Below are 25,362 nucleotides of genomic sequence, written 5' to 3'. Positions count from 1 at the left end.
TGTCGTCGGACGTTGACCAGCCAACAACCTTTCGCCGACGGTATTGCGACGCCCGCGCAGGACAGGACAAGTGTCCCCAAATGCGCAAAGTCGAAGATCACTTTCGTGTAGTGACCCCTTCATGGCCGTGTCAGAAATGGAACGGCAAGGCCCGCACCTCCCTGGACCGAACGCCCTCGCCTCCCTGTCCGGGGCGACGGGCGAACGATGTGCTGAGCTTCCCCCGGTGTCCATTCTCCCGGGGGAAGCTCACATCTTGAACGGACCGGTACAGAGGCGACTCGCAAATTCGCCCTTTATGGGATGGCCTTTGCAAGTTGTTATACGTTCCATGCGTTTGTAAAAGATAAAAATATGCAGATAATTTTTCAATAGGTGCAAGTTGGTATGTTCATTTTCCATTAGAGATAATGAAAAATTGCCGTCAATCGATTAATATTATCTTATGACAGCTCTTGCCGTCTGAGGCGCGATCCAGCCATGGACGCCGGAAAGGCATCAGTTCCGTAGGTTTCGCGGGAAGGGGTTCAGGTCATGAGCTTGGCACGAATAGGCGGTTCGATGATGTGCCAACCAAAGAATCGAAGACGGAGTGCAGTGCCATTCATGCATCAATTCAACTCCAGTTCCCGCGGGTTGAGGCTGCATGCGGTCCGCATAGCGCGGCGAACACTTGCTACCGCCCTCCTCGCCGGCGCGCTTGCCGGCTGCGCCTCCTTAGCGCCGCAATCCCCAGCGACGGAACTGGACTTCAAGAGCAGAGCCATGACGCGCATCGACGGCGGTGTGCGGGTGTCGACGGCGGTCCTGTCGACCAACGAGAGTGCGACGGTGTACGGAGTCCCGCTTGCGGCGAAGGCCATTCAGCCCGTCTGGATCGAGGTCGAGAACCGCGAAGAGCAAGCCTACTTCCTGTTGTCGCCGGGGCTGGACCCGAATTTCTTTCCGGCATCCGAAGCGGCCGAAGCGCTGACGTCGGGCGACTCGCGCGAGCAGCAGGCAATGCTCGACGGACGCTTTCGTCAACTCGCTTTCCGCAATCCAGTCCTGCCCGGCGCGACGATATCAGGGTTCGTGCTAACGAACCTCGACGAGGGCGTTAAGCTCGTGCAACTCGATCTCGTCGGGAGCAGGCATGTACGGACATTCTCGATCCTCACGGTCGTGCCGGGCTTCCGCGGCGACTACAAGGCGAGCGAAGTGTTCCGGCGCGAGATCTATTCGCCCAAGCAGATCGTAAACTACACGGATGACGCCGCCTTCCGAACGGCGCTCGAGACCTTGCCATGCTGCGTGACCAACAGCGGCAATACGAGGAACGGGGATCCGCTCAATCTGGTGATCGTGGGTGGCCTGGACGATGCCTTCCCCGCACTCGTGCGGCGCGGCTGGCGTCCGACCGAGGAGAAGTGGTCGGGCTCGATCTGGCGGATGGTGACGTCTGCGCTGTCCCAAGAGCGCTACTCCTATGCGCCGGTGAGCGATCTCTACCTGTTCGGCCGCCCTCAGGATCTCGCGCTGCAGAAGGCTCGCGACAACATTCACCAGCGCAATCACCTGCGGCTCTGGCTAAGCCCGATGCGTTACCACGGCAAGCCTGTGTGGGCGGGCCAGATCAGCCGGGACATTGGCAGCCGTCTCACCATCCATACCCCGACGTTCACCACGCACAAGATCGACCCCGATGTCGACGAAGCACGCGCGGCGCTTTTGGAAGACATGACCTATTCGCAGAACCTCACGAAGTTCGGGGGCGTGATGGGAGTCGGCGCCGCTCCCCAGGGCACCCCGCGCGAAAATCTCACCACCGACCCTTACTACACCGACGGATATCGTGCTGTGCTCGTGTTCGACCGCAAGCCGACGTCGCTGGCGGAGATCGAGCGCTTCCCGTGGGAAGCGCCGCGATGAACGAGTTGCCGCCTCGTGTACTCCGCGCGCTCGTAACGTGCTTGTCGCTCACTCTTGCCGGCTGCGCGACGTGGCAGGCCCCCGCCGACGTCAGCGACATACCGCTCCGCAGCCGAGCGGTGACCGAAGCTCTGCATGATGTGCGCGTGAGCGCGGCGGTGCTGGGTGCTGCGGACACCCGGCGCATGCTTGGCGCCGATCTCGACAAAACCCAAATCCAGCCCGTCTGGATCGAGGTCCAGAATGGAACCTCGCAACCGCTGTGGCTGCTGCGTTCGGGCACCGATCCGGACTACTTCTCGCCACTGGAAGTCGCGTGGTCGCTGCACACGCCACTCGCCGACGACACGAACGCACGCATCAACGATCACCTCGACAGGCTTGCAATCAAGAACCCGATCGCCCCGGGAGCGACGAACGCAGGAATCCTCTTCACCAACCCCCAGCGCCTGACGAAAGTCCTAAACGTTGATCTGCTGGGAAGAAGGACGCTGATTCCCTTCTCGTTGTTCCTGCCTGTGCCCGATGACGGCGCGGGCACGGGTTTGGTGCTCTTCCAGTACCCGAACCCGCAAATCACGGAGTATGCCGACCATGCCGCGCTCCGCGCGGCGCTCGAGCGGCTGCCGTGCTGTGCGTCTGATGAGCGTGGGTCGGTACGGGGCGAGCCGTTGAACGTCGCCCTCGTCGGCGAGCTTGCCGATATCGCGGCCGCGATGGTTCGCCGTAACTATCGTCGCGACGGGCGAGCGGAGGATATGGCGCAGCAGGTCTTTGGGCGCCCGCCCGACTTCGTGCTTCGCAAGCAGGCACAGGCGGGTGCGCCGTCCACGTCGATGCGAGGATGGCTTGCACCCATCCGCTTCCAAGGTCGTTCCGTCTACCTCGTGCAGGCTGGGCGGCCAGTCGGCGGGCGCTTTTCCCCCCGCGACGCGACCGGCATCGCCATGCACGATGACGTGGACGAAGCGCGAAACCTGTTAATCCAAGACATGATGTATTCGGGTGGTCTGGAGAAACTCGGGTTCGTGACCGGCGTCGGAAAAGCCTTCGAGGCGCAACCTCAGACCGTTACAAACGGCGTGCACTACCGCACCGACGGCCTGCGCGCGGTCCTGTTCCTTGCGAAGCGGCCGCTCAGCCTTGGCGATGTGGAGTTTCTCCGTTGGGTTCCATATCTGGAGCGGCGAGAGGGTCCTGCGAGCGGGGAGAACGGCGATGCCCGCCAACAAGCCGGTCGTTGAGTCGCGTGCAGCCGTCGCCTCTGTAGCCATCGCCCCATTGGCGGTGGCGGCGTGCGTCGCACTCGGCGCGTGCGCGGCGCCGCCGCTGATGCCCTACTCGACCGACACGCCTCCGCTCGTGCTCGCACCCGCTTCCGAGGCGGGCGTGCAAGACGGGCGGGCGCGCTTCCGCGAGATCTACTGCGCCGTACTGGAGGCGCGCGGACGCGGGCTTCCCGATTACCGACCTTGCGAGGAAGCGCTGACCCACATCGGCGTCGAGCCCGCGAGCACCGGCAGGCCCGTTGACCTCGGCCCGTCGAAGCGGCGCCTCATCGCAGCGGTGGTGCCCGGCATCGGATACGAATGCTTCGAATCGTGGCTGGACCCGCCCGGCACCGTCGCGCAGCACGTGCGCCAGTTCGGATACGACGCGTTGCGGCTCAAGGTCGATGCCCTGTCGGGCACGGAGAACAACGCACGCCAAATCCGCGATGCGATCATGGCCATGCCTCTGGACGCAGGTGCGCCGCGTCTCGTGCTTATCGGCTATTCCAAGGGTGCTCCCGACATCCTTGAGGCGGTAGTCACCTATCCGGAGATCCGGAGCCGCATCGCGGCGGTGGTCAGCGCCGCCGGTTCGATCGGCGGCTCCGCGCTTGCGAACGACGCCGAGCAGTACCAAGCCGATCTGCTGCGGTACTTTCCCGGAGCGACCTGCGGTTCGGGCGATGGTGGCGCCGTGGCGAGCCTGCGGCCCGCAGCCCGCAAGGCATGGCTCGCGCGAAACCCACTTCCTCGCGAGTTGCGCTACTACTCGCTCGTCACGTTCCCTCAGCCGGAGCGGATCTCTTCGATTCTCTCATCAAGTTACGACAAGCTGTCCCGCATCGACCCGCGCAATGACAGCCAAGTAATCTTTTATGACCAGGTCGTGCCCGGCAGCATCCTCCTGGGCTATCTCAATGCCGACCACTGGGCCGTCGCTGTGCCGGTCAAGCGCACGCAGGCCCTGATCGCCTCAATGTTCGTGACTCAGAACGCTTACCCGCGCGAGGCTCTCCTCGAAGCGCTCCTGCGCATTGTTGATGAGGACTTGGAGACGCGGCCGCGATGAAACGACAGGCAGCGCGCTATTCGGGCGTCGACTGGTCATGCCGAAGTAACTTGGGAAGGAAAATTAGATAATGGACCTTAACCCCCCGCGCTCGGCCACGCTCTATGCTGCGCTTCAAATCGGGCTGGTCGCCTTGCTCGTCTATGCCTGCGGCCGGATCGTATTGCCTGTTGCCGGCATCATGCTCTGGTCCGCTATCCTGGCGGTCTTGCTGTATCCACTGCATCGCCGCATCGCCGTCCGGCTCGGCAATCGCTGGTCGGCGCTGCTGATAGGGCTATTCGGCGTCGCGGTGACATTGGTGCCGCTGGTCATGGTGGCGACGTCGATTGGGACTTCCATATATTCGCTTTTCTCGGATTTACAGAACAACAGCCTGACCGTGCCGCCGCCGCCGCCACGGCTCGCCGACGTCCCCCTGGTCGGCCAGAAACTGACGGAGGCCTGGGCACTCGTCGCCACCAACATTCCGGTAGCGCTTGCCAGGTACGGCGAGATGTTGAGGGGGCCTGCGGCATGGTTGGTATCGTCCACCGGCGGCTTGGCCGGCAGCGTACTCTCGTTCATTCTGTCCTTCGCGATCGCCGCCGTGATCGTCGCTTATGGCGAGGGTGCCGCCGCCTTCGCTCAGCGCCTGCTGCAGACCGTGACCGGCAGTGCGGCACAGGCGGTCCGGTTGGTTGCGTTGACCGCCGCGACAATTCGCGGCGTGGCGCTCGGTGTGGTCGGCGTGGCCATAATCCAGTCGCTGCTCATCGGGGCCGGCTTCTTCGCCATCGGCCTGCCGGCCGCCGGCCTTTTGACGTTCGCGACGCTTTTGCTGGGCATCGTGCAGGTGCCGGCGACGCTGGTGACGCTGCCTGTGGTGGGTTATGTCCTTGCAACCGAAGCAACGACGCCCGGGATCATCTTTATGGTCTGGACTCTCGCCGCCGGGCTCAGCGACAATGTCCTCAAGCCATTGATGCTCGGCCGCGGACTGGAAGTGCCGATGCCGGTGATTCTGATTGGTGTCATCGGCGGTATGCTCGCCGACGGCCTTCTCGGACTGTTCATGGGTCCTGTGTTGCTCGCCGTCGGCTATGTGCTGCTCATCGAATGGCTGCGGCGGCAATCTGGTGAGGGCGGGCCGCAAATTGAACGTCCGACGCCATGACAGGCGCGGCGACGAGGGTGGGGCCGCCCTTCGACGCCTCCCGTAGTTGAGCCCTGATCGCACGCGCCTTCCTCTACGCCTCTTCACACCACAGAACCGCCTGCGGATGGCCGCGATCTGTGCACGAACGGCATGACGAGGCTGACTGCGCCCAACGCGTATAGCCCGGCGGCCACGATTTGAGCGAGCCGCTTCAGAAGCTCCACATCGGCCGACAGCGACGCCGGCGCGAAGGCCAGCCCGAAAAGCACGGTGAACGCCACAAAACCAGGAAGCAGCACGTGAGCGAACGTCGGGACCCGCTCGACCCACCAGGCAATGAGAAGCACGGCAGCGACGACGTTGGTGGCGAGCACCGGAATGGTCGCGTGCAGACTCACCACCTCAACCGCCGCCGCTGCCAGCAGTCCCCCCAGCAGATTGCCCGCGGCGAAGGTCATCGCATAGCGCGCTGCCTGCTCAATCCGCACTTGGCGAAGCATGGTCGCCACGGTGAGCAGCACCACCATCGCGGCCAAACCGTCGGCCGCCAGCAACAGATGCAACGGCAGAATGATAAGGGCCGCCACCATCGCGCGTGAGGTGACTTCAACAAGCGCCCCCGCTTCCGCAGCCGCTGCCACTGCCGCTGCCGCGCCGGCAATCTGCGCACGCTGTGGGAAGATCGCATGGGCGAGAAACACCAAGGCGATGCCGAACGCTACCGAGAGCAACAGCTCGGCGACGAGGACCGCGGCGAGGTCCGTGGAGACGGCCGCCAGGGTGGTGACCACGATGCCCATCGTCAACGTCATCGTCCCCACGGCGGCGGTCTTCGGCTGTACGGCCAGGGCGAACCCCCACAGGTAGATCAGCCCGATGCCCAAGGCATAGGGAAGTATCCGGTCCGCCGTCAGCACCGACACTCCATAGGCGAACAGCGATGCACCGCTGATGACCACGAAAAGCCCCACAACCATCTTCGCGGTGGGCCGCGGTCCAGGCAACGCAAGCAATTGCAGCGCGATCACTGCGGCAAGCGGTGGCACCAGCGCACCGCGCAGGATCTCGAACACCAGCCCCAGCGCCACTGCGAAGGCCAACCGCAGGCCGTGGTTGCGCCGCTCCAGCGAAGCCGGGTCACGAAACATAGGTGAGGACCGCGATCAGTCGCATGCGCAGTCGGCCGATCGCGTCCATCAATGCGTTGTCGCCGGCGTAGATCATCACCGCAGCCCTCGATCCGTAGCGCGCGCCGCGTGGAATGTTCTGAGGGTCGAAGGCGAGCTGCACCGGAAAGTGCTCGGGGTCCGTCAGCCAGCCGGTTCCGGTCGACGATTTCGGCAACCCCGTCGCTGGGTCCACCGAGCCGGAGGCTATGCCCCAGCCGACGCTCGACACCGTTGCCTCGAACACGCGCCCGGGCAGAACGTCGAGCACGACTTCCGCCCGCTGTCCCGGCGTGAGGACCCCCAGGCTGTTCTCACGGATGGGCGCCAGCAGCCACACTTCCGTCACGCTGATGAAGGTCATCGCCGGCTGGCCGGCCGCCACCACCTGACCGCTTGCGAGTTGCAGGTTGGTGACCACGCCGTTGGACGGCGCCATCACCGTGGTTTTCGACAGATCGAAGCGCGCCTTGTCGAGCGCGGCGATGGCCTCCTGGATCTGCGGGTTGTTCTCACCCTCGGGCCCGAGCTCTTCGCGCGTTCGGGCAACGTCCGCCTCGGCGCGGACGACGCGGGCGCGCGCTTCGTCCAGCTCGGCTGTCGCCTGATCCTGGCGCGCCGAGGCGTACACGCCGCGTTTGACGAGTTCGAACATGCGCGCTGTCTGGACACGTACGTGGGTCTCCGTCGCACGCGCCTCGTCCAGGGCGGCCTGCGCCACATCCACTGCCGCCGTCGATGCGCCGATGCTCTGTCCCACCTGGGCGAGCTTCGCCTGTGCCTGCACCACGGCGATTTCGAACGGCGTCGGATCCAGCCGGAAGAGCGTGTCGCCCCGGGCCACGCGCGAGTTGTCGACCGCATCGACGTTCAGGACCTGACCGGGCACCTCTGGTGCCATGCGGACCACAAACGCCTGCACCCGTGCGTCGCCGGTGAACGGCGTCATCCGGTCCGCAACCACGTAGTAGGCGAACACAAACACCGCAAACGCGATCGCGAACAGCGTGATGCGTCTTAGCCCCGTGAGGTCGCGAGCTGTCCCTTGTGCGGCACCCGGTGCGGCAGCCCCGCCGTCATCCGCCGCGATTCGCTGATCGATACGGGTGGTTCGGGTCATGCAGCCCTGGCCTTTCACGTGTCGGTTGGAGCTATGAGGGAAAATGGGTGACGGTCCGATCAGGCGACCCGGATCTGCGGTCCGCGAGAGACCAGCGTCGCAGCACGTTGTGGGTCTCGTCGCTGAGCGCGTTCGCCGACAGAACATTGTGGGTGATCTGCTGATGGACCGTGCCGTGACCCACACGCTCGACGGTGACCGGGATCGCGCAACCATCGACGAGGAGAGCCCCGACCAGCAGAACCGCCCCCGCAACACACGTTCGGAAGGCAGCCCGCATCATCTCGAAGCCTCCAAGCCCGGCACAATACGACCCGCTGACCCTAATAGCCCGGAGGCGGAGCGACGGTGACGTAGGAAACGGTGCCGTTGACGTAGCTTTGGTTGTACCAAGTGCCGCCGCAGCCGTAGTAGCTCACGCCACCCGCTGGCACGACCGTCGGCGTGCAGGGCAGCACCGTCACATAGGCCGGCGCCGCGGTCGCGGCCCCCGCGATGTAGCCGGCCGTTGCCCCGACCGCCGCGCCGGCCAGGGCGTAGCCCCACTCGTCGTCATTGTCGTCATAATGATGGCCGTCCCAGTCCCCCGACCTGTTCTGCACCGCAGTGGCCCGAGATTCCGTGCGCTCGGATTGGCCCTGCTGGCGGGCTTCGGAGCGTTCGGTCTGGCCTTGCTGCCGCTGGCTTTCCCGCTCGGTCCGTTCCTGCTGGCCGGACGTGCGCGTGTCGGCCCGCGATTGGGAGCGGGTCTGCTGCGTCGCCTCGCGCTGCCCCGACCGCTCGGTGGCGCCCGCCTGACGGGAAGCGGTCTGCGCGGTGGCCGCCCGTTGCCCGGAGCGCTCCGTCGCCGCGGCACCCCTCTGGCCCGAGAGGCTGCCGCTCGCCGCGGGGCCGGAACGAGAGAAGTTGCCCCCACCACCGCCATCACCACCGCCGCGGCCTCCTCCGCCGTCACGGGCGTAGGCATCCCCCACCGATCCGGCGACCAGAAGCAGGGACACGGCAATCGAGAGGGCAAACCGTGATGCTTCGGCGGTCATTTCGGCGCTCCTTCGGTGCTGTCGGATATCCCTTGCTTGTTCTGGCCCGGCTTGTTCTGGGACGGGAACTCGGTGGCCGGCGGTTGGTCGGCCACGGCACGCGGCACCCGGATCAGGAAGGGGATGCGCTCCGCCCCGGCCGGCAGCGTGACGGCGAATTGCGCCGGCGCCGTGTCGGGATTCATCGCCCAGTCCGTCAGGTCGGCCCGGTACTGTGGCTCGCCCTCGTCGTTCTTGTAGGTGATGGTGATCCGTTGCGGCAGGGACGCGCCCTCGGTGGGGATCCAGACCTGGAAGTCCGCATCCTCGGTCTGTGCCGCCAGATGGTCGGTCGGCACCGGCGTCAGCGTGTCGCGCTCCACATAGTCCAACGCCTGGATGCGCTGGTCGAGTTCAGCCGGCAACGTCGTGACCAGCAGCAGCGCCAGCGGCAGCCCCACCTGAAGGTCCTGGACCACATAGCGGATGGCGTCGTCGACGCTGCCCGGCTTGTCCACCTGGCCATAGACGTTCCGGTCCGGGTTGAAGACGGTGATCGCCTTGCCGTCGTAGCTCACCAGCGTCGTCTTTCCGTCGCTCTGCTGCGCCTCGACGCGCAACGCGTCGGGACGGTTCAGCGTGACGGTGCGGCGTTCGCCGAACTCGATCTTCTCGCCGGTGTTCTGAACCACGTCATAGCGGGAACTGATGGTCACGCGGAAACCCTTGGCCTGCGCCAGGGTGTCGGCCATCCGCTTCAGCGCGTCCATCGCCCCGCTGTCGATGACCGGCATGTCGTCCCTGGCCTTGGGTGCCGTCGCCTGTTGCGCCGCTGTGGGCGTGTCGCCAGGCGACGGCTGTCCGGCGGCCCAAGCGGGGTTGAACAGCAGCGGAACGCTAAGGACCGGCCATAGCGGTCGTATGAGCCTTCTCATCGATGCGACCTCCTGATCTGGATCGGACGTAAGCTCACCCGTCGTCCGACGGGGGCGTCAGGAGAGAGCCCGTTGGCGGCAAGGCCGGTCACCCGGATCCGACACCGGAGGACCAAGCCTTTCGGGAAAGGCGTCCGACTTGGAAGCGTTCAGCATCATGGCAATATCTGGCGTGATCTGTATCAACATTCCGCCCGCTTTTCCAAAGGAGCTAAACCTCTACTTCCAGAAGCAGGAGGAAGTTGGCGTCGGGTTAAAGCCCGTCCACGAACTTGTTGGGTCGATTGAATCGGTTGTGTACAAAAGTCCTGCTCCCCCACCTTCGCCATATGATCAGGCTATTTCGCAAGTACAATAGAGTAACGTCCGCTTGAGAATGTGCCAAAGGACAACGTGAAACAGAATTCGACTTCATTTAACCTAACGAAGACGGTGACTAGAGCTCAGACGGATTTAGATAATTTACTGAGCCGTGCCTCTGCGGGGAATCTAATGGCCGTCCACGGTCAATCGAACTGCCTCGACTGCACCGAATCTTCCGAATGCGTCTGCGCACTAGTGGGGCACGCATGGGACCCGTAGCCGTGACGCTGATTGATGCGAGCAACCTCTTTCGAGAGGGTATGAGGACGTTGCTCGACGATACGAAGTTCCAGATCACGGACGAGGCCTCGTGCGTTGGCCAGGCGCTCTCCTTCTCGGCACCGGCGACGACCGCGCTGGTCCTCATTGACACGGATAAGGCCAGCGATGTTTCCGCGCTCAAGGCGGTGCGCCCGGTTGCCAGGGTCGTGCTGCTCACAGAACAGATCAACATGCATACCCTGACGAGCGCCATTCAGGCGGGAGCGGACGGCATTCTATTAAAAAATATGTCACCGTGCGCGCTGCTTGAGTCCCTTTGCCTCGTGATGATGGGCGAGATTGTGTTTCCGAGCGCCCTCGGCGCACTTCTGTCGGGGAGCGCGGTGTGGAGCAATATTGCTCCCGACGCCAACATCCCGAGCGTCGCCCTGTCCGTGCGTGAGGTGCAGATCCTGCAGGGCTTGCTGAAGGGCGCCAGCAACAAAGTGATCGCCCTTGCCCTTGGCATCACCGAAGCGACCGTCAAAGTTCACCTCAAACACGTGCTGTGCAAGATCAGCGCCGCCAACCGAACCCAGGCCGCCATTTGGGCGCTAGAGCACCGTCTTGGCTCGGGGCGGACCGCCACAGCGGCGGGATGGCGCTGATGGGCCGCCGCCGAGACGCCCGTCCGGTCACCCCCTCCCCGGTTCAGAGGCACCACAGACTCGGGGACCTTATCAAGCAAAGGGCGACCCGCGAGGCGTCATCGACGCCGCGGTCGGTCAGGGTGGCCGCGACGATCCGCCCGCTGGCCGCGTCCATGCCGGAGGGGATCGCGCGGTAACGTCGGAATTGAGTGGCTTTTTCTGCGTTGTTCCTGCCAGTGCCTTCAAGGCGTGTTTGCGGTCCCCGCACCGGCGCCAAGCCCTGCTTCTGCCGGCCGGAACATGCATACGTGAGCATCAGAAGATCAACTCAGAGCAGCGTTAAAGCGCGACTCCAACAAGTTGTCTCAAGCGAAGCGTTACCGCATGACACCCTGCTCGATTGGCCTTGAGGGTACGCTTGATGCTTAATGGAACCTGAGAAGAGGAGGAGCAGATGCGAATATTATCAACGATCTTGGTGATCCTGTTCGCGCTTCCTGTGAATGCGAGCGAACTCAGAATCATGGTTGACGGCATTCGCTCTCAAAATGGCACTATTTTGATTGGGCTTTATGACAGCCTTTCCACTTTCAATCGTGCCATCGAGATGTCCGATAAGGAAGGTTTCCTCAACGATCCGAGCCGCTTTGCTGCGGTAGCTCTGCGGGCCAACGCGGCACTGAAAAGCTCAGTAGTTTTCACCAACCTCAACCCTGGTCAGTACGCCATCATCCTGTTTCACGACGAGAATGGGAATGGCAAACTTAATAAAGACGGCCTTGGCGTCCCAATGGAGCCCTACGGATTTAGCAATAATGTGCGAGGATTCCTCGGGCCTCCAGCCTTCGAAAAGGCGATCATGCAGATCGGCAACAGCGAAAAAACTGTGCATATTACCCTAATACGCCATAACATTGCCAGACAATCCAGCGATTTTCCTGCATTCGATGACAATAATAACCGCAGATGAGTCGAATAACCGCAGATGAGTCGAATTCTAGAGAGTGTCACGGTAACGATGCATCCCATGAAACCGGTTTCACCGGGAAGGGCCGGCTTGAGAGAGCCGATGTGGGATGTTGTCAACTTCGTGGTCAGTTGATGCACCGAGGGTATGCACAACCCGCTTGTTCGCTGGTTCAGGCGGTCAGGGACGTTGGTGCAAAAAAGGCGGGGCTGGTGGCGGTCGGGAGGGCGAGCGGGTATAGAAGCGGCCCGCTGAAGCCGAGAACCCGATGCCCCACAAGGCCAACGAGCCCCGCCGCCACAAGATCCCGAAGGCCCGGTACCGTGTGGAGAACTGGGCGGCCTACGATGCGGCACTGTGCCGGCGGGGTGACCTGACGATCTGGGTGACGCTGGAGGCGATCGCCGCGTGGACGCCGCCCGCCACGCAGTGGCGCGGCCGGCCAGCGCGCTACTCCGATATCGCCATCGAGACCGGGCTGATGCTGCGCATAGCGTTCGGCCGGCCGTGGCGCCAGACCGAGGGTTTGCTGGGCTCGCTCATGCGCTTGCTCGGCCTGGAGCTGCCGGTTCCCGATCTTACGACGTTTTCCCGGCGCGGCGCCGATCGGGCAGTCGCGTCGGCGCTGGCCAGGACGGACCGGTCACCGTGGTCATCGATTCCACCGGGCTGAAGGTGTTCGGCCGCGGAGAGTGGCACCTGGAAAAGCACGGCGGCACAGCGCGCCGATGCTGGCGCAAGCTGCACCTGGCGGTCGATCCCGCCACCGGCGAGATCCTCACCTCGGCGTTGACGGGCAACGAGGAGGGAGACGCCTCGCTGGTCGGTCCGTTGCTCGACCAGATCACGCGCCCGATCGGCGCGGTCCTGGCGGACGGGGCTTACGACGGCGAACCTGTCTATCGCAGCGTGACCGCCCACAGCCCCAATGCGGAGGTGATCATCCCGCCGCGCGCGACCGCGGTGGTGAGCGACACCGCCGAGAGAGCGCCCACCCGGCGCGACCGCCACATCCAGATGATCAACGAGCGTGGTCGGCTGGGCTGGCAGCGAGCCGTCCAATACGGCAGGAGATCATTGGTCGAGGTGGCGATGCTCAGGTACAAGGTTCTGATCGGACGCAGCCCGCGCGCCCGGACTCTGCCCGCACAAAAAGTCGAGGCCAAGGCCGCCTGCGCCGTCATCAATCGGATGACCAGCCTCGGCATGCCGACCTCCCGGAAGGTCGCCTGATCTTTATCGCCTCTGGGCGAAATCCATCCTCAGGCCGAGTTCTGCACCAAAGTCGGTCTGAATTTCACCGGCTTCAGCATTGTGAGCCTTTAAGAGCCGCCGAATGCGGGTTGGGTTCGACCGATGGAATCACCAGGCCTGCCTTTCCTCGCCATCCGCCGCCCTTCCGAGACGAGGAAGCGCGCGCCGAAGCCGGACAGCCTCCTCGGCAAGCTCGGGCTGGCTGGTCTGGCGGGCGAGTTGCTCCGCGTGGCGCAGCAACGCCGCCGCCTCGTCGCTGCCGGAGCCCGCCTGAACGGCGCTTCGGCCAGCCCGGAAGTAAAGGTCGGCCGCTTCCGATCGCCGCCCTCCCTTCTCCGCTGCCTGCGCCGCCGAGGTCAGCGCGCGGGCAACCCCCGCTTCGTCACCGCTGGCGCGCCGTAACCTCTCCTCGGCCGTGAAGGCGTCGAAGGCCGCGCCGGCATCATCGTCCAACAGCGCTAGCCGCCCGGTCAACGCCAGTCGGTCGGCCGCCAGTTCCGGCTGCTCGGATGCTGGCAATCCCTCGATTGCGGCCCGCAGCGCGGTCCTGTCTCCCCTGTCGGCTGCCAAAAGTCCCATCAGATACGTGGCGCGCGCTGAGACGAGCGGATCCTTGCTGGACTCGATGGCCTCCTGCGCAAGTTGCCAAGCCTTCTGCGACTGACCCAGCCGGTAGCGGGCGGTCGCCTCGACCAGAGCCAGAGCCAGGGCCGGGAGACCGGGATGCCTCCGCCGTGCGAGGTCGGACCGGGTCCGCGCGGCGACCTCTGCCGCACTCTCCGCTTTGCCTCTGCGCAGGTCCGAAATCGCCAATTCCTGCCCTGCCAAGGCGATGGCGGCGGCATCGTCGAGTGCATGAGCGCGGTCCAGCGCGCGGGCGTACCCGGCAGTCGCCTGGTCGTATCGGCCCGCGAGGAAGGCATGGCGTGCGGTCTCCAGGATCGACACGGTGTAGGCGTCGTTAATTCCACCGGTGTCGATCACCGCCGATGGCCGTCCGCCACAGCCGGCAGAAAGCATCGCGTTGAGCACAATCGCCATTAGAGTCGCCACCGCCGCGGAGCCGGTCCGCGGCACCCTCATGGGCGGACCTCCAGCGGCGAAAGGGGCCTGCGTTGGGTTTGGGGAGCGCTGCCGTTGCCGATCAGCCAATGGTTCTGGAGGGTCACCAGCAGCTTTTCCAACTGGGTCATCGTCGCCTGCGCCTGAGCGATGAACATCGGCACCTCCGCCGTGGCGGCATCGGCCCGGCCGACAAGGCTGCGGAGCTGTGGTGTCAGGCGGTGTAGGTTTTGCAACAGGCGGTCGGCCGAGACCAGCAGCGCGTCGGCATGGTCGATCGACGGGGGCACCATCCGGGCCGCCGCCTTCAGCTCACGGAGCAGGTCCGTTGCCGCGATCAGCGCCGCGTCGGCGTGGCCGATGGACTGGGGCGCCATCCGGGCCACTTCCTCAAGCCCACGCACCACCGTGTCATCGGCGATCAGGCGACCGATGGTTCCCTCGCCCCGTTCCAGCCGTTCGGCCAGGGCCGCCAGGGCGGTGACCGCCCGGTCGGTCTTGTCGAGGAGCGGGATCACCCGGGCGCTCAGATCCTGCACCAGTTTCCCAAGATCGTCGGTGGCCGCGCGTTCGGTCGTGGCTTCCAGAACAGCGTAATCCCAGTCCAGCGACGCTCCTGCACCTCGCGAGATGTCCAGAAAGGAGGCCCCGGCGATGCCGAACTGCTTGCGGATCAGGACGCGGGAGTCGCTGCGGATGAAGGGCTGCATGGCATGCTCAATTCGGACGACGGCGTGGAAACGCGCATTGGGATCGATGACGATCTCCTCCACCCGGCCGGCGTCGGTGCCCAGCACCTGCACGCCCGACCCGCGGGTGAGGCCGGCAAGACCGTCGACCGGCAGGACGACGCGGAGCGTCACTGATGGATTCAGCAGCCGCTCCAGCAGGCCCGCCTGGAGCACCCCGGCCACGAACAGGGCGCCGGCCACCAGCACCAGCAGGCCGACGCGCCGGCTGGTCTGCCGGAAGCCGGATTGAACGCCGAATGGGATGGCCGCCTGCCGGTCCGTCGTCATGGCCGGTCCTTCGCCGCTGCGATGACGCCGCCGTGCAGCCGGCAGCGTTGACTGGCTGGAATCGCCTGATCGTGCCACAGCTCCGGGGCGAGGGTAAGCCAGACCACCGAGGTGCCCCGGTCGCGCACCGTGCGGATCCTGTTGACCAGGGCACCGGTCAGATCGCCCGGCGGGCCTTCCAGGATGACCAGTGCCGGCGATCCTATGAAGGCCCGCACCAGATCCGCCCGTGCCAGGTCACCGGGCCCGCAGTCCGCCGGCAGGCCGGTCGGCACGCCGGGCAGTCCGAAGGCCATCGACAGGCGGACGGCTTCGTTGCGGATGTCGGCCTCGGGCTGGGTCGTGTGATGGAGCTGCGCCAGCATGATGTTGTCGAGCACGCTCAGGTAGGAGATCCAGGCGCCCGGCCGGAAGCCGTGCCCGATGCGGCCGCGCAGCGCGTTGGCAAGATCGGGCGGGAGCCGGCGCCAATCCCGGCCAAGCATGCGCACGGCTCCCCGGACCGGAATGGTCAGGCCGCAGGCGGCATCGACCACGGCCCGCTCATGGGACTCGTCGCCAGGATCGATCAGAGCGAGTTCACCCGCGTGCAACGCCAAGTCGACCGTGATGCCGTTTTCCAGCGCCGCGCCGTCGAACTCAATCACCGGCGGATTGGCCATCACCGCACCAGGACGCTGATGGTGCCGCTGAACAGAAACATGAGAAACAAGGACCGGAAGAACCCGACAGCCAGCCGTGCGTCGTCACCGCTGCGGTTCGGGTTGCTTGGCTCGGCCATCGCGGTGACGCAGCAAACGGTTCCGATCGCAAAGCCGATGCCCAGGGACTTTAACGGCAGCACGGCGTACCCTTGGGTACCGATGGTTCCGAGAATGCTGAGCAGGATCGCGCTGAACGACAGGTTGGTCACGCCGAGAACCAGGGCGGTCAGCAGTCCGGCTGCCGGAGCGATCGCCGCGAACAGCATCGTCAGGCAGAACAGGCTCACCGACAGCGCGACGACCCGCGGTACGACGAACAGGACGAAGGGGTCGATGCCCTGGGAATCAAGTGCCCGCAGTCGCCCATCGGCCCGCATCCGGCTCAGTTCACTCACGATGATCAGCCCGCTGTGGCCGATCGACAGCAGTCCGACCGCCAACGGCGCCACCTCGCGCACCAGGACGGTGTGGATGATGTTTCGGACCGGTTGCCCCTGACCGACCTGCTCCAGCCACCAGAGCCCTTGGAACAGCAGCCCCAAACCGGCAAGGATCGCGGCGATCACGACCGTCGGCACGATGTCCACACCGGCGATGCCCATGAAGTGGACGAATTCGCGCCGCACCGACCGGCGCCATGTGACCGGCCGGACCATATGAATGAGCACCGCGGCCCCGACCGCCGCCGTCTCGACAACCCAACCATGCCGCCAGGCTCTGGCCGTTCTGCTGCCCGTTCCATCGCCGGCCTGGGCCGTTCCGGTTGCCGGGGCGGGTGTGTCGGTCATAGCCGGCCCCGCAGGTAGAAGGTCGTCATCTCGCCCAGCCGCTCCAGATAGAAGGCGCCGCGCGCGCGGAAGGCGAATCCGTCGCGCAGCAGTGCATAGGTGGCCTCCGTCGTCTGGATGGCGCCGCCCGGCGCCGCCACAGCCATGGCGCAGGCGACGCGCACCGCCTCACCCCACAGATTGAACGCCACCTGACCGAAACCGATGGCCGAGCCCATCACCGGCCCGCTGTCCAAACCCATGGCGTAGCCCGGCGGTCGTCCCAGCCGCGTGAACAGTCCGGCGCATTCCGCGTCGATCTCCAGCGCCAGCGTGGCAAGCCGGGCGGCCGCGGCGATGGGATTTCCGTCGAAGCCTTCCGCCGCGACGATCTGGTCGGTCAGGATCTTCAGGTAGCGGATGCCGTGCCGTTCCGCCGCCTTCTGACAGGCGGCGACGATCTGTCCAATGGCAACGGTTCCCGCCGCGTCGCCGGTCGCCAAGGCGATGTCGTCGGCCATCCGCAGAACCAGTATGGTCACCTGCGGAAACTGCATGGCCTGGACCTGGTCGCTCTGCAATCCGCGCCTCACGATCTCGCGGAGTTGCAGGCGGTTGCGCTCGGATGCAATCGACGCGCTCCGCAACGTCGACGGAGCGAACGGCAGGCCGCCGGCTTCGGCGGCAAAGGCCATGGGCTGCTCCGCGGTGGCGAGCATATGGTCCCGCGATGCGACGAGCCGGGGGGACAGCAGCATGCCCAGGATCCGGGCAAAGCCTTCACCCGCACCGACGTCGCCGGCCCCGTCTTCGATCCAGAGGCAGCCCAACGTGCGTCCTCCGGCCCGGACCGGCACCGCCAGGAGGGAGCGCCGGCCCGTTGCATCGAGGTACGGGACGAGGCCCGACGTGTGCGGATCCGACGCGGCGTCGGTGGCCGTCACGATCTCGCCGGCCAGTAGATTCTTGCGCAGCAGCGGGCTGCGGTCGAGCGGAATGACCGCTGCCGCGACATGCCCGCCGCTTTCCCGGTCGAACCCGTCGGCGCAGATCAATTTATCCCCGTCGATGCGCCACAGGCTGACGCCGTCCGCCACCGTGGCATCCGCTGCGATTTCCGTCGCCCGCCGGAGCGCCGTCGCATCGCCGGGATCGGCGATCGTTTCCAACCTGCCCAGTTCGGCCAACGCGGCGCCTTGCCGCTCAAGCTCCCGCTGTCGGCGGCGCATGGCGTGTGCGCCGCGGTCGGCGGCATAGGCCTGCCAGGCAAGGAACCCGGCCATGAGCACGGCGAGCAGGACGACCGCCCCGGACAGCAGCAACGTCGTGCGGTTGTTGGCGGCCACGAAACCGACGAAGTCGCTTTCGGCGGCGACCAGCAACAGCCACCAGTTCCGCCCGAGCGTCTCGCGCAGCACGCGGGCCGACACCACATACCGGTCTCCGTCGATGTTCATCACCCCGCGGGTCTCGCCGGTGATGCGGATCCGGTTGAACGCTTCCTGAATCAACGGGTCGCCCAGTTCCTCGATCCGCGCCGGGCGCAGCGTCTCTCCATCCTGCCGCAGCATGGAACCGACATCCGGCACCGCGACCAGACGGCCGCTGCCGTCGACCAGCACCGCCCTGCCGGATGCCCCGACCTTCAGCCCGCTCAGGACGCCACCGATGTCCGTCAGGTCAAGGTCGGCGGCGGCGACCACACCGGAGCCACCAGAAATGGAGCGGGATACGGTGATGCCCGGCGATTGCCGGGTGAAGAAGACGTAGATATCGCTCCAGACGAATCGGTTCTCGGCGAGCGCTGCGCGAAACCAAGGGCGTGACGCCGGATCGAAGAGGTCGCCGGGGTCTTCCTCGACCGCGAGCACCCTGCCGTCCGCGTTGCGGCGCGTCCAGGCGACGGTTCGTCCTTTCGGCCCGACCGTGATGCGCTTCGTATCCAGCGCCCCGGTCGCCGAGCGTTGGACCATCATGAAGCGGCCGTCCTCCGCCCCGACATACAGGGCGGTGAGATGCGGGCGGGTTCGCATCACGGCGAGCGCGAGCGTTTCCGAGGCCGGGGCCTCGGGACCGCCGTCGACGGAGGACAGGATGACAACCGCGTCGGCGGCGATCTCCAGATAAGTCGAAACCTGACTGGCGAGGCGATGGTCCAGCGCCTCGATCAGATTCTGGGTCAGAAGCAGCGCATCCCGCCGGTTCATGGCGTAGGAGTAGAGCGCGGTTCCCACCAGGGCAGCGGCCATCGTCAAGACCCCGAGGATCGGGACGCCCAAGCGGAAGAACCGGCGGCGGCGGCAGCGCCGAACCTCTGCCGGATCAGCATCGACATCAATGATGTCCCACCGTGCCATGCGAGCCTCCGAGCGTCGATCCGTTGCCCCAGGTCACCTTGCGCTCATGCGCCACACGCGCGCCGGATCCAAGCTTGGCCACAGCCTGGGCAGACGGAAGGTGCTCTCGATCCCTTGGGGCAGGGATATCCGAAGGTCAAGACCCGGACCCGCCGCGTCCTTCCGCTGGAGGTGCCTACCGCCCATTTGTGGCCGACACTGTCAGGACGGGGGGCGGCAGCGGTCGGGTGGCCCCAGATCAGAAGGCGACTGCACCCCGCCCCATCGGGTGACGTGAAGGCAAGCTGTATGGGCATAGGATAGAGCCAGCATGAAATGGCCCGGTGAAGCGCCCTCCCTATCGTCAAATCCACGCAACACACGGAAGTGCCGTTTTGTAGGATAATTACAAAGTATTTCTGGGATCGGAGCCAGTCCAGTGGACAAGAGGAGATGCAACGCTCGGCAATGGCCTCAAATAGGAAGCCTGCCGTCTGTCCGGCCCCAACGGGTAAATGAACTTCATTATAGTATAGTATTTACGCCGTAAGAGCTTTATTGTGATGGTATCCGTAGATCATCATAATTGATGGTAAAGAAGATAGGCGTAGACAGATGGCGCAGTCTCCAAAAAGAATGGTCCCTCTAAATCCTCGGCGTTTCTGATGCAGTCGGGTGGCATCAGCGCATTACGAGTGCCTAAACTGCGGCCATGGCGTTGACGCGGAATCTGCTCCATCGGTTGCGGTTGATTTTGAATGTCACTGAGCCCACAGCACCGAAGTGGAGGGATCATGCGCGCAAAGCCGAACAGGATGCGCACCGGATTGCCGGTGCGCATCCTGTTCGGATCGTCGCCGTCGCCTCTGCACTGAGCCGGAGCTGCCTGTCCTTCGTCACCGAGCCTTGCGCTCCGCCGCGGCCGCAAGGATGCGGTCGGCCTTGTCGTTGGCGATCCTGGCCGCGGTGGAGGCCGCCTGCGCCGCGGCAGTGGCCCTGGCGGCCTCGGCCTTGGCATCGCGGGCGTCAGCCTGCGACTGTTGAAGCATGGCCCGGTCCTCAGAACTCAGCTGGGTGGTGCATCCGGCCAGCAAAATGGGGGCGGCGCCGATGGCGAGAATTGTAAGGAAACGACTCATGACGACCTCCTTTTCCAATCCGGCGTTCATGTTTTATGCAAAACGCTGAAGCCGTTCCTCAGCAGGAACGGCAGCCCGTCTAGGACGCGAAAGAGAAGCTACTCAGGATATTTGATCGAATTCTTCTGCTGCTAAGCAGCGCCAGTGTGGTATACGCCTGTTCCTGGTCCCGTCACAGTGGGATGTAATTCGGTGTGGCGCAATGGCTCTTCTGAGGTGCCACCTTGCATGACTTTGTTTGACGATTTGGCCGTATGATCCATACTATGGCGCGAGATCAGAGGCTCTTCCGCTCTTCTGGAGAAACACAGTTAATAGTTGATTGACGCTACGGATGATAACCTCATGCGGAGGCCAGAACCCGGCTTTGCAGCAGGTCGTGTTTGAGAAGCTGTTTGTAGCAGTTATGCGCTGACCTCCTGGGGAACGAGCCGCTTCAGGCGCCATGCGAGGATCGAGATAAAGGCGATTTGGACGAAAGCGACGAGGTGCTCCTTCGTCCGCTCGACGATGGTGTTCAATCGCCGGTAGCGGCTGATCCAGCTAAAGGAGCGTAAGCGGTGTTCTCAGGCCACGGTGTGTTCTGCCTACTGGGCGTAACTCCAGGGCAGCAGTTCATCGAGTCTGGTGATCGGATGCCCGCTGGCGAGTTTGGTCAGCACATCGGCGAACCAAGCCTGCGGATCGACACCGCTGAGCTTGCAGGTTTCCACCAGCGACGCGATGGTCGCCCAGTGTTCGCCGCCGCCGTCGCTGCCGGCGAACAGGGTTCTGTTGCAAAGTTCTGACGGCGACAAAATCGCTGTGGTCTTGTGTTGTTCTCAAGCGGCAACGTCGAAGAGCGCGTTCACGAAGGCGGCCTGGGCGACAATGTCGTTCCCGCCGATCCCCTTTACCTGTCCTTTACTCATCATCGCCAAAGACTCATAGCCAACCAGGGTGCGCCACGCAGTTCGGAACCTCTTGAAGCCGAGCCCTGGCCGCACCAGCCGCTTTATTCGCCGGTGATCTTGCTCCACGATGTTGTTGAGATACTTGACCTGGTGCAGTTTGGCGAAACGCCACAGCCGCTTGTCGTTCTTCATGTCGGCCGCCGCCTTGGGGTAGGCAGCGTTCTTGTCGACCGTGATGGTGCGGGGATTGACCGTGTTCGGCCGGGCCAGCGCCTTTTGGAAGAACCGCTTGGCGGCCTGGGCATCACGCCGGGCGCTGAGCCGGAAGTCGATGGTCTGGCCGCGGCCGTCAACCGCCCGGTACAGGTAAACTCAGCGGCCCTTCACCTTGAGGTACGTCTCGTCCACCCGCCACGAGCCGGTAGTCGGGCGCAGATGCGGCTGCAGCCGCTTCTCCAGTTCCACCGCGTAGGCCTGGATCCAGCGGTACACGGTCGTGTGGTCGACCGACACGCCCCGGTCCCGCAGCATCAGCTCGAGGTCGCGGTACGAGATCGGGAACCGCAGGTACCAGTGCACCGCCCACAGGATCACGTCCGCCGTGAACTGTCGACCCTTGAACGGGCGCTCTCGCCTTGCCATCCCCCGTCTGCTCCGACCAACTCCGATCCGGCACTTCTACCCGAGCCGCCGGCCGCGGCAAACCTTGCAACAGAACCAGAAAAATTCGCTCTTTGGCCGATCAGCGGCAAAGCCGCAAACCCTGGACATGCGAAATCTTCTCCGGTCTACTTGTGGAGGGTGGTGCCATTTGGGTATGAGGCGGGATGCAACGTCTGGCTCGGCTTTTCCTCGTGCTTGCCCTCGTTTGCAGACCAGGGTGGGCGTGGTCTGCGGATTGGATCCACGGGGATTTTTCAGATTGGACCCGTGAAGATAAGGCCTTCTGGCTGAATTTGGGCGTCGGCGCGGTAGCGCTGGGGTGGGGCGCTTGGTCTTGGGACTGGGGAACGTCCGGGCCGCGCTTCCAGGATGAGGGCTGGTTTGGCCGAACGACGACGGAAGGCGGGGCCGACAAGCTGGGGCACGCGTGGTCGGGCTATGCGATCAGCCACCTGTTCGCCAACCGCTACGAGCACTTCGGCTACAGCCGAACCGAGGCGGCGCGCTACGGCGCGTTATCGTCGCTGGGCGTCATGGGGCTGATCGAGGTCGGCGACGCGTTCAGCGACGACTACGGCTTTTCCTATCAGGACATGCTGTTCAACGTGGCGGGGGCGGCGCTGGGCTACGTGCTGTGGGAATATCCGGAGATCAAGCGCAAGGTAGACTTCCGCGCCGAATACGACCCATTCCCGAGCGGCAAGCGCCAGGTGGACATCACCACCGACTACCAGCGCACCAAGTACCTGCTGGCGGTGAAGGCGGACGGCTTCGACGCGATCGAGAACCCTTGGCTGAAGCACCTGGAGTTCCACGTCGGCTACTATGCCCGCAACTACGCCGAATACCAGCCGGGCTCCGCCGATCAGCGGGAACGGCACCTCTACATCGGCCTTGGGCTAAACCTGACCAAGCTGCTGTCGCCGCATGTCAATACGGGAGGCGTGCTGAACTACGTGCAAGTGCCCTACACCTACGTCACCTTGGACCGCAACCTGGACCAGCGATGATCGTATATCGGGCAGTGATCCGGGATGGTATCGATAATGAACGTTATGGAAACGCCCCGAGAGTGACCCCGCCGCTCAACTTCCGGTAGGTGACTGACCGCTTCGGAGCGGGCTTAGCGTACGATTTTGAACACTCGGTGGCGTGGTCGCAATCCAACGGGCTCGACCGGGATGACGTGCTGAATGAGGATCCGCGTGTCGTCGACGACGATGCGGTCGATCACCAGCCGGAGGATCTGCTGCTTGACGGCGAAGGAAGGGTCGACCAAGGCGTCGCGAATGCTGGCGCAGAAGCTCTCCAGCCCTTGCACCAGCCGGAATTCCTGCTCGCGCGCGCGACGCTGTCGCTCAATCTCCTCGACCCGGTCGCACAGAAGCCGGGTGTGCTCCTCGCTGCGGCGTCGGCGGTCCTGCAGTTCGGCCAGTTCGATCGCCCCGCACTGATAGGCGTCGATGAGCCGCTGCACCGCGCGCTCGGCCGCCGCGATCTGCCGCTCCAGGCGCACACGCTCGCGTTCCTCGCGGTTGTCAATGGCCGGATCGCCGCGACTGTCCTCGTAATGGCGCCGCAGCAGTTCGGGGTCCGCCAACAAGGGCCGGATGTAGTCCCACACCTGCTGCTCAACCCGTGACGCCGACAGGCTGCGGCCGTCGCAGGCCCACGCCGCGGTGCGCGGGTAGCGGGCCGAGCAGATGTAGCGGCCACTCCCCGCCGCCGACCACGTGCCGACCAGACGGCGCCCGCAGTGCCCGCAGACCAGCAGACCGCGCAGCAGATAGTCGTGCTTGGTGTTGTGGCGCCGCGCCCGCTCCCGGTTGCGGTCCAGCTGCTCCTGGGCCATGCGCCACAGCTCGGCATCGACGATGGCCGGCACGGCGACGGCGATCCAGTCGTCTTGCGGGCGCGCCGCCCGGCTGCGGCCGTTGCCCGGCCGTAGGCTCTTCATGCCGTTGGCCAGCCGTGGGCGGCGAGCATCCTCCCCGCGTTGGGTCCGGTTGTACCAAGCCGCGCCCTTGTAGAGGGGATTGCGCAGGATCTTGATGACCAAGCTCTGGCACCAGCCCTGACGGGCGGCGCGGGGCGGCACCCCGTGCGCGATCAGGCGGTGCTGAATGGCGTGCGAGCTGAGCTGCTCGTCGACCAGCCAACGGAACATCCGCTGCACCACCGCCGCCTCGGTGTCGTCGACCACCAGTTGCGCCGGCGTAGTCTCGGTCTTGCGGAGGCAGCGGTAGCCGTACGGCGGGTTGCCGCCCCAGTTGACGCGCCCCTGGCGGGCGGCGAACAGGCGTCCCCGCCGCGTCCGTTCCCGGATCAGGGCGCGCTCGTACTCGGCGAACACGCCCTGCACCTGAAGCAGCATCTGCTGCTCCGGGCTGGCGTCGAAGGCGTGGTTGAGGAAGATCACCTCGCAGCCGGCGCGCTGGAACTCCTCGAGCAGGAGAGCTTGGTAGGCGAAATGGCGGGCGAGGCGGTCGGGTGCGCTGACCAGCACGGTGGCGCAGCTGCCCTCGGCGATGGCGTCGCGCAACCGGTCCAGCCCCGGCCGGTCCAGGCGCGCTCCGCTGAAGCCGTCGTCGCGGAAAATGAACTCTTCGGTCAGCCGCAAATGGCGCTCGGCGGCGCCGCGGTGCAGCGCCTCCAACTGGCTGTCGATGGTCTGTTCCTTCTCCTGCTTGTCCGAGGACACCCGGGCATAGGCCGCGGTCAGGCGCAACGGCGCCCCAGACAGGGCGCCGTCACCGGCCGGGGCGGGGCGGCGCTCATCGGCTGGCAGGTCCCTCGAGATTGGTGGGCGAGCAGGTCCAGTGCCTGCCCGATCCGGCGCATTGCGTCCCAGCATGGCATCCTCTCTCCCACACACTCGGTGGTGTCGACCAGAAAGCCGGGTTCGGCGGGCTCGCCCGCCCGTGCGGTTGGTGATGGCATCGGCGGTCTCCTCGCGCCTTCCACCGCATCAACAGCCAGCCGACCGCGACCTTCACCGCACTCATGGCGCCGTCACCGACCGCCGCTGGCCGGGCGGACCACGGTGGTCCCACAGCGGCTGCACCGTCTCGAAAACCATCAGGTTTTCGTTTGTGACCATACCAGCTCCCTACGATGATCCCATGATGCTGGTCAGAAGGCGTGCGGCGGCCTTTGGAGGCCCGCCGAGCTCATTTCCCGGTAGACGGTGGACCTCGCCAACCCCAACTGCTTGGCGGCTTCGGCCGGCGACAGGCCAGCCTCCACCAGCTTCAGTGCCGCTTTGACCTTGTTCATGTCCACCGGCTGGCGACCTGGGCGTTTGCCGCGGGCCCGGGCGGCCGCGATGCCGTCCTTCGTGCGCTCGGCGATCAGCCGCCGTTCGAAATGCGCGATCGCGCCGAAGACATGGAAGACCAGTTCGCCGGCCGCCGAAGTGGTGTCGATCCTCTCCTCCAGGCTGAGCAGGCCGATCCCGCGCTCCTTCAGCATGGCCACCGTCGCCAGCAACTCTACGAGCGACCGGCCAAGCCGGTCGAGGCGGACGATGGCCAGCGTGTCGCCACGGCGCGCATAGGCGAGCAACGCCTCCAACCCTGGCTGGTCCTTCGCCTTGCCGGCCCGAACGAACGAAATGCGCATTCGACTTTGCGCATTTGGGGACACTTGTCCTGTCCTGCGCGGGCGTCGCAATACCGTCGGCGAAAGGTTGTTGGCTGGTCAACGTCCGACGACA

Annotated in this window: 20 protein-coding genes and 3 pseudogenes; 8 read left to right on the top strand and 15 right to left on the bottom strand. The window is 65.0% G+C overall.

Translation table 11 applies throughout. The features are described from left to right. Positions 1 to 765 precede the first annotated feature (765 nt). The 4 genes from FHW79_RS31265 (at position 766) to FHW79_RS31250 (ending at position 5,407) form a co-directional block, all read left to right on the top strand. Positions 766 to 1,911 (top strand): LssY C-terminal domain-containing protein, encoded by a 1,146-nt coding sequence (locus FHW79_RS31265; RefSeq protein WP_211108574.1) that lies wholly within the window; start codon positions 766 to 768, stop codon positions 1,909 to 1,911. A 119-nt stretch (positions 1,912 to 2,030) separates the two neighbouring features. Further along, positions 2,031 to 3,155 carry an LssY C-terminal domain-containing protein gene (locus tag FHW79_RS33620; protein WP_211108573.1) on the top strand — a complete coding sequence of 375 codons (1,125 nt, stop codon included), beginning with the start codon at positions 2,031 to 2,033 and terminating at the stop codon, positions 3,153 to 3,155. Continuing rightward, the gene (locus FHW79_RS31255) at positions 3,130 to 4,251 is read left to right on the top strand and encodes a hypothetical protein (protein WP_211108572.1); all 1,122 of its coding nucleotides are present in this window, start codon (positions 3,130 to 3,132) and stop codon (positions 4,249 to 4,251) included. Before FHW79_RS33620 ends, FHW79_RS31255 begins: the two co-directional genes overlap by 26 nt. A 70-nt stretch (positions 4,252 to 4,321) precedes the next feature. Then, the gene (locus FHW79_RS31250) at positions 4,322 to 5,407 is read left to right on the top strand and encodes an AI-2E family transporter (protein WP_183182517.1); all 1,086 of its coding nucleotides are present in this window, start codon (positions 4,322 to 4,324) and stop codon (positions 5,405 to 5,407) included. Positions 5,408 to 5,490: 83 nt separating this feature from the next. Here the strand turns inward: FHW79_RS31250 and FHW79_RS31245 are convergent, their stop codons facing one another. The 4 genes from FHW79_RS31245 to FHW79_RS31230 all read right to left on the bottom strand — a co-directional run bounded on the left by FHW79_RS31245 (position 5,491) and on the right by FHW79_RS31230 (position 9,488). After that, positions 5,491 to 6,537 (bottom strand): DUF2955 domain-containing protein, encoded by a 1,047-nt coding sequence (locus FHW79_RS31245; RefSeq protein ID WP_183182516.1) that lies wholly within the window; start codon positions 6,535 to 6,537, stop codon positions 5,491 to 5,493. Continuing rightward, positions 6,527 to 7,675, bottom strand: coding sequence for an HlyD family secretion protein (locus FHW79_RS31240; RefSeq protein ID WP_183182515.1), 1,149 nt, complete (start codon positions 7,673 to 7,675; stop codon positions 6,527 to 6,529). The genes FHW79_RS31245 and FHW79_RS31240 overlap by 11 nt, the downstream gene beginning before the upstream one ends. A gap of 323 nt (positions 7,676 to 7,998) precedes the next feature. Further along, positions 7,999 to 8,715 carry a hypothetical protein gene (locus FHW79_RS31235; protein ID WP_211108571.1) on the bottom strand — a complete coding sequence of 239 codons (717 nt, stop codon included), beginning with the start codon at positions 8,713 to 8,715 and terminating at the stop codon, positions 7,999 to 8,001. Next, positions 8,712 to 9,488 (bottom strand): DUF2092 domain-containing protein, encoded by a 777-nt coding sequence (locus tag FHW79_RS31230; RefSeq protein WP_247884711.1) that lies wholly within the window; start codon positions 9,486 to 9,488, stop codon positions 8,712 to 8,714. The genes FHW79_RS31235 and FHW79_RS31230 overlap by 4 nt, the downstream gene beginning before the upstream one ends. A 725-nt stretch (positions 9,489 to 10,213) precedes the next feature. On the opposite strand from FHW79_RS31230, the gene FHW79_RS31225 reads away from it, so the two are divergent. The 3 genes and pseudogenes from FHW79_RS31225 (at position 10,214) to FHW79_RS31215 (ending at position 13,043) form a co-directional block, all read left to right on the top strand. Next, positions 10,214 to 10,861 carry a response regulator transcription factor gene (locus tag FHW79_RS31225; protein ID WP_348984327.1) on the top strand — a complete coding sequence of 216 codons (648 nt, stop codon included), beginning with the start codon at positions 10,214 to 10,216 and terminating at the stop codon, positions 10,859 to 10,861. A gap of 460 nt (positions 10,862 to 11,321) precedes the next feature. Continuing rightward, a complete protein-coding gene (locus FHW79_RS31220; protein ID WP_348984329.1) occupies positions 11,322 to 11,813 on the top strand; it encodes a DUF2141 domain-containing protein in 492 nt (163 codons plus the stop codon). A 265-nt stretch (positions 11,814 to 12,078) separates the two neighbouring features. Next, positions 12,079 to 13,043, top strand: a pseudogene (locus FHW79_RS31215) (IS5 family transposase). 129 nt (positions 13,044 to 13,172) lie between these two features. Here the strand turns inward: FHW79_RS31215 and FHW79_RS31210 are convergent. The 9 genes and pseudogenes from FHW79_RS31210 to FHW79_RS31170 form a co-directional block, all read right to left on the bottom strand. After that, the gene (locus FHW79_RS31210) at positions 13,173 to 14,105 is read right to left on the bottom strand and encodes a hypothetical protein (RefSeq protein WP_247884709.1); all 933 of its coding nucleotides are present in this window, start codon (positions 14,103 to 14,105) and stop codon (positions 13,173 to 13,175) included. A 38-nt stretch (positions 14,106 to 14,143) separates the two neighbouring features. After that, complete coding sequence (locus tag FHW79_RS31205) at positions 14,144 to 15,145, bottom strand: MlaD family protein (protein ID WP_183182509.1); 1,002 nt, start codon at positions 15,143 to 15,145, stop codon at positions 14,144 to 14,146. Further along, a complete protein-coding gene (locus FHW79_RS31200; RefSeq protein ID WP_183182508.1) occupies positions 15,142 to 15,807 on the bottom strand; it encodes an organic solvent ABC transporter ATP-binding protein in 666 nt (221 codons plus the stop codon). Before FHW79_RS31200 ends, FHW79_RS31205 begins: the two co-directional genes overlap by 4 nt. Further along, entirely contained in the window at positions 15,807 to 16,637 is an 831-nt protein-coding gene (locus tag FHW79_RS31195; protein ID WP_183182507.1) for an ABC transporter permease, read from the bottom strand. The genes FHW79_RS31200 and FHW79_RS31195 overlap by 1 nt, the downstream gene beginning before the upstream one ends. Next, positions 16,634 to 18,973, bottom strand: coding sequence for a cache domain-containing protein (locus FHW79_RS31190; protein ID WP_183182506.1), 2,340 nt, complete (start codon positions 18,971 to 18,973; stop codon positions 16,634 to 16,636). Before FHW79_RS31190 ends, FHW79_RS31195 begins: the two co-directional genes overlap by 4 nt. Positions 18,974 to 19,532: 559 nt before the next feature. Next, positions 19,533 to 19,793 (bottom strand): hypothetical protein, encoded by a 261-nt coding sequence (locus tag FHW79_RS31185; RefSeq protein ID WP_183182505.1) that lies wholly within the window; start codon positions 19,791 to 19,793, stop codon positions 19,533 to 19,535. 55 nt (positions 19,794 to 19,848) lie between these two features. Further along, the gene (locus FHW79_RS31180) at positions 19,849 to 20,091 is read right to left on the bottom strand and encodes a hypothetical protein (protein ID WP_183182504.1); all 243 of its coding nucleotides are present in this window, start codon (positions 20,089 to 20,091) and stop codon (positions 19,849 to 19,851) included. Between the two features lie 587 nt (positions 20,092 to 20,678). Next, positions 20,679 to 20,858: pseudogene (locus FHW79_RS31175) on the bottom strand (transposase domain-containing protein); the annotation flags it as partial. Between the two features lie 54 nt (positions 20,859 to 20,912). After that, positions 20,913 to 21,626 (bottom strand): annotated as a pseudogene (locus tag FHW79_RS31170) (IS6 family transposase). 185 nt (positions 21,627 to 21,811) lie between these two features. Here FHW79_RS31170 and FHW79_RS31165 point away from each other — a divergent pair. Next, on the top strand, positions 21,812 to 22,657 hold the full coding sequence (locus FHW79_RS31165) for a DUF2279 domain-containing protein (protein ID WP_183182503.1): 846 nt from the start codon (positions 21,812 to 21,814) through the stop codon (positions 22,655 to 22,657). 113 nt (positions 22,658 to 22,770) lie between these two features. On the opposite strand, the gene FHW79_RS31160 is transcribed toward FHW79_RS31165, so the two are convergent. Then, on the bottom strand, positions 22,771 to 24,375 hold the full coding sequence (locus FHW79_RS31160; RefSeq protein ID WP_183182502.1) for a recombinase family protein: 1,605 nt from the start codon (positions 24,373 to 24,375) through the stop codon (positions 22,771 to 22,773). 404 nt (positions 24,376 to 24,779) lie between these two features. Continuing rightward, positions 24,780 to 25,268 carry a recombinase family protein gene (locus FHW79_RS31155; protein WP_183182501.1) on the bottom strand — a complete coding sequence of 163 codons (489 nt, stop codon included), beginning with the start codon at positions 25,266 to 25,268 and terminating at the stop codon, positions 24,780 to 24,782. Between the last annotated feature and the right edge of the window lie 94 nt (positions 25,269 to 25,362).

Source organism: Azospirillum sp. OGB3 (assembly GCF_014192915.1).
Taxonomy (GTDB): Bacteria; Pseudomonadota; Alphaproteobacteria; order Azospirillales; family Azospirillaceae; genus Azospirillum.
Note: the sequence above shows the minus strand (reverse complement) of the source record. Positions and strands in the feature narration are given on the sequence as shown.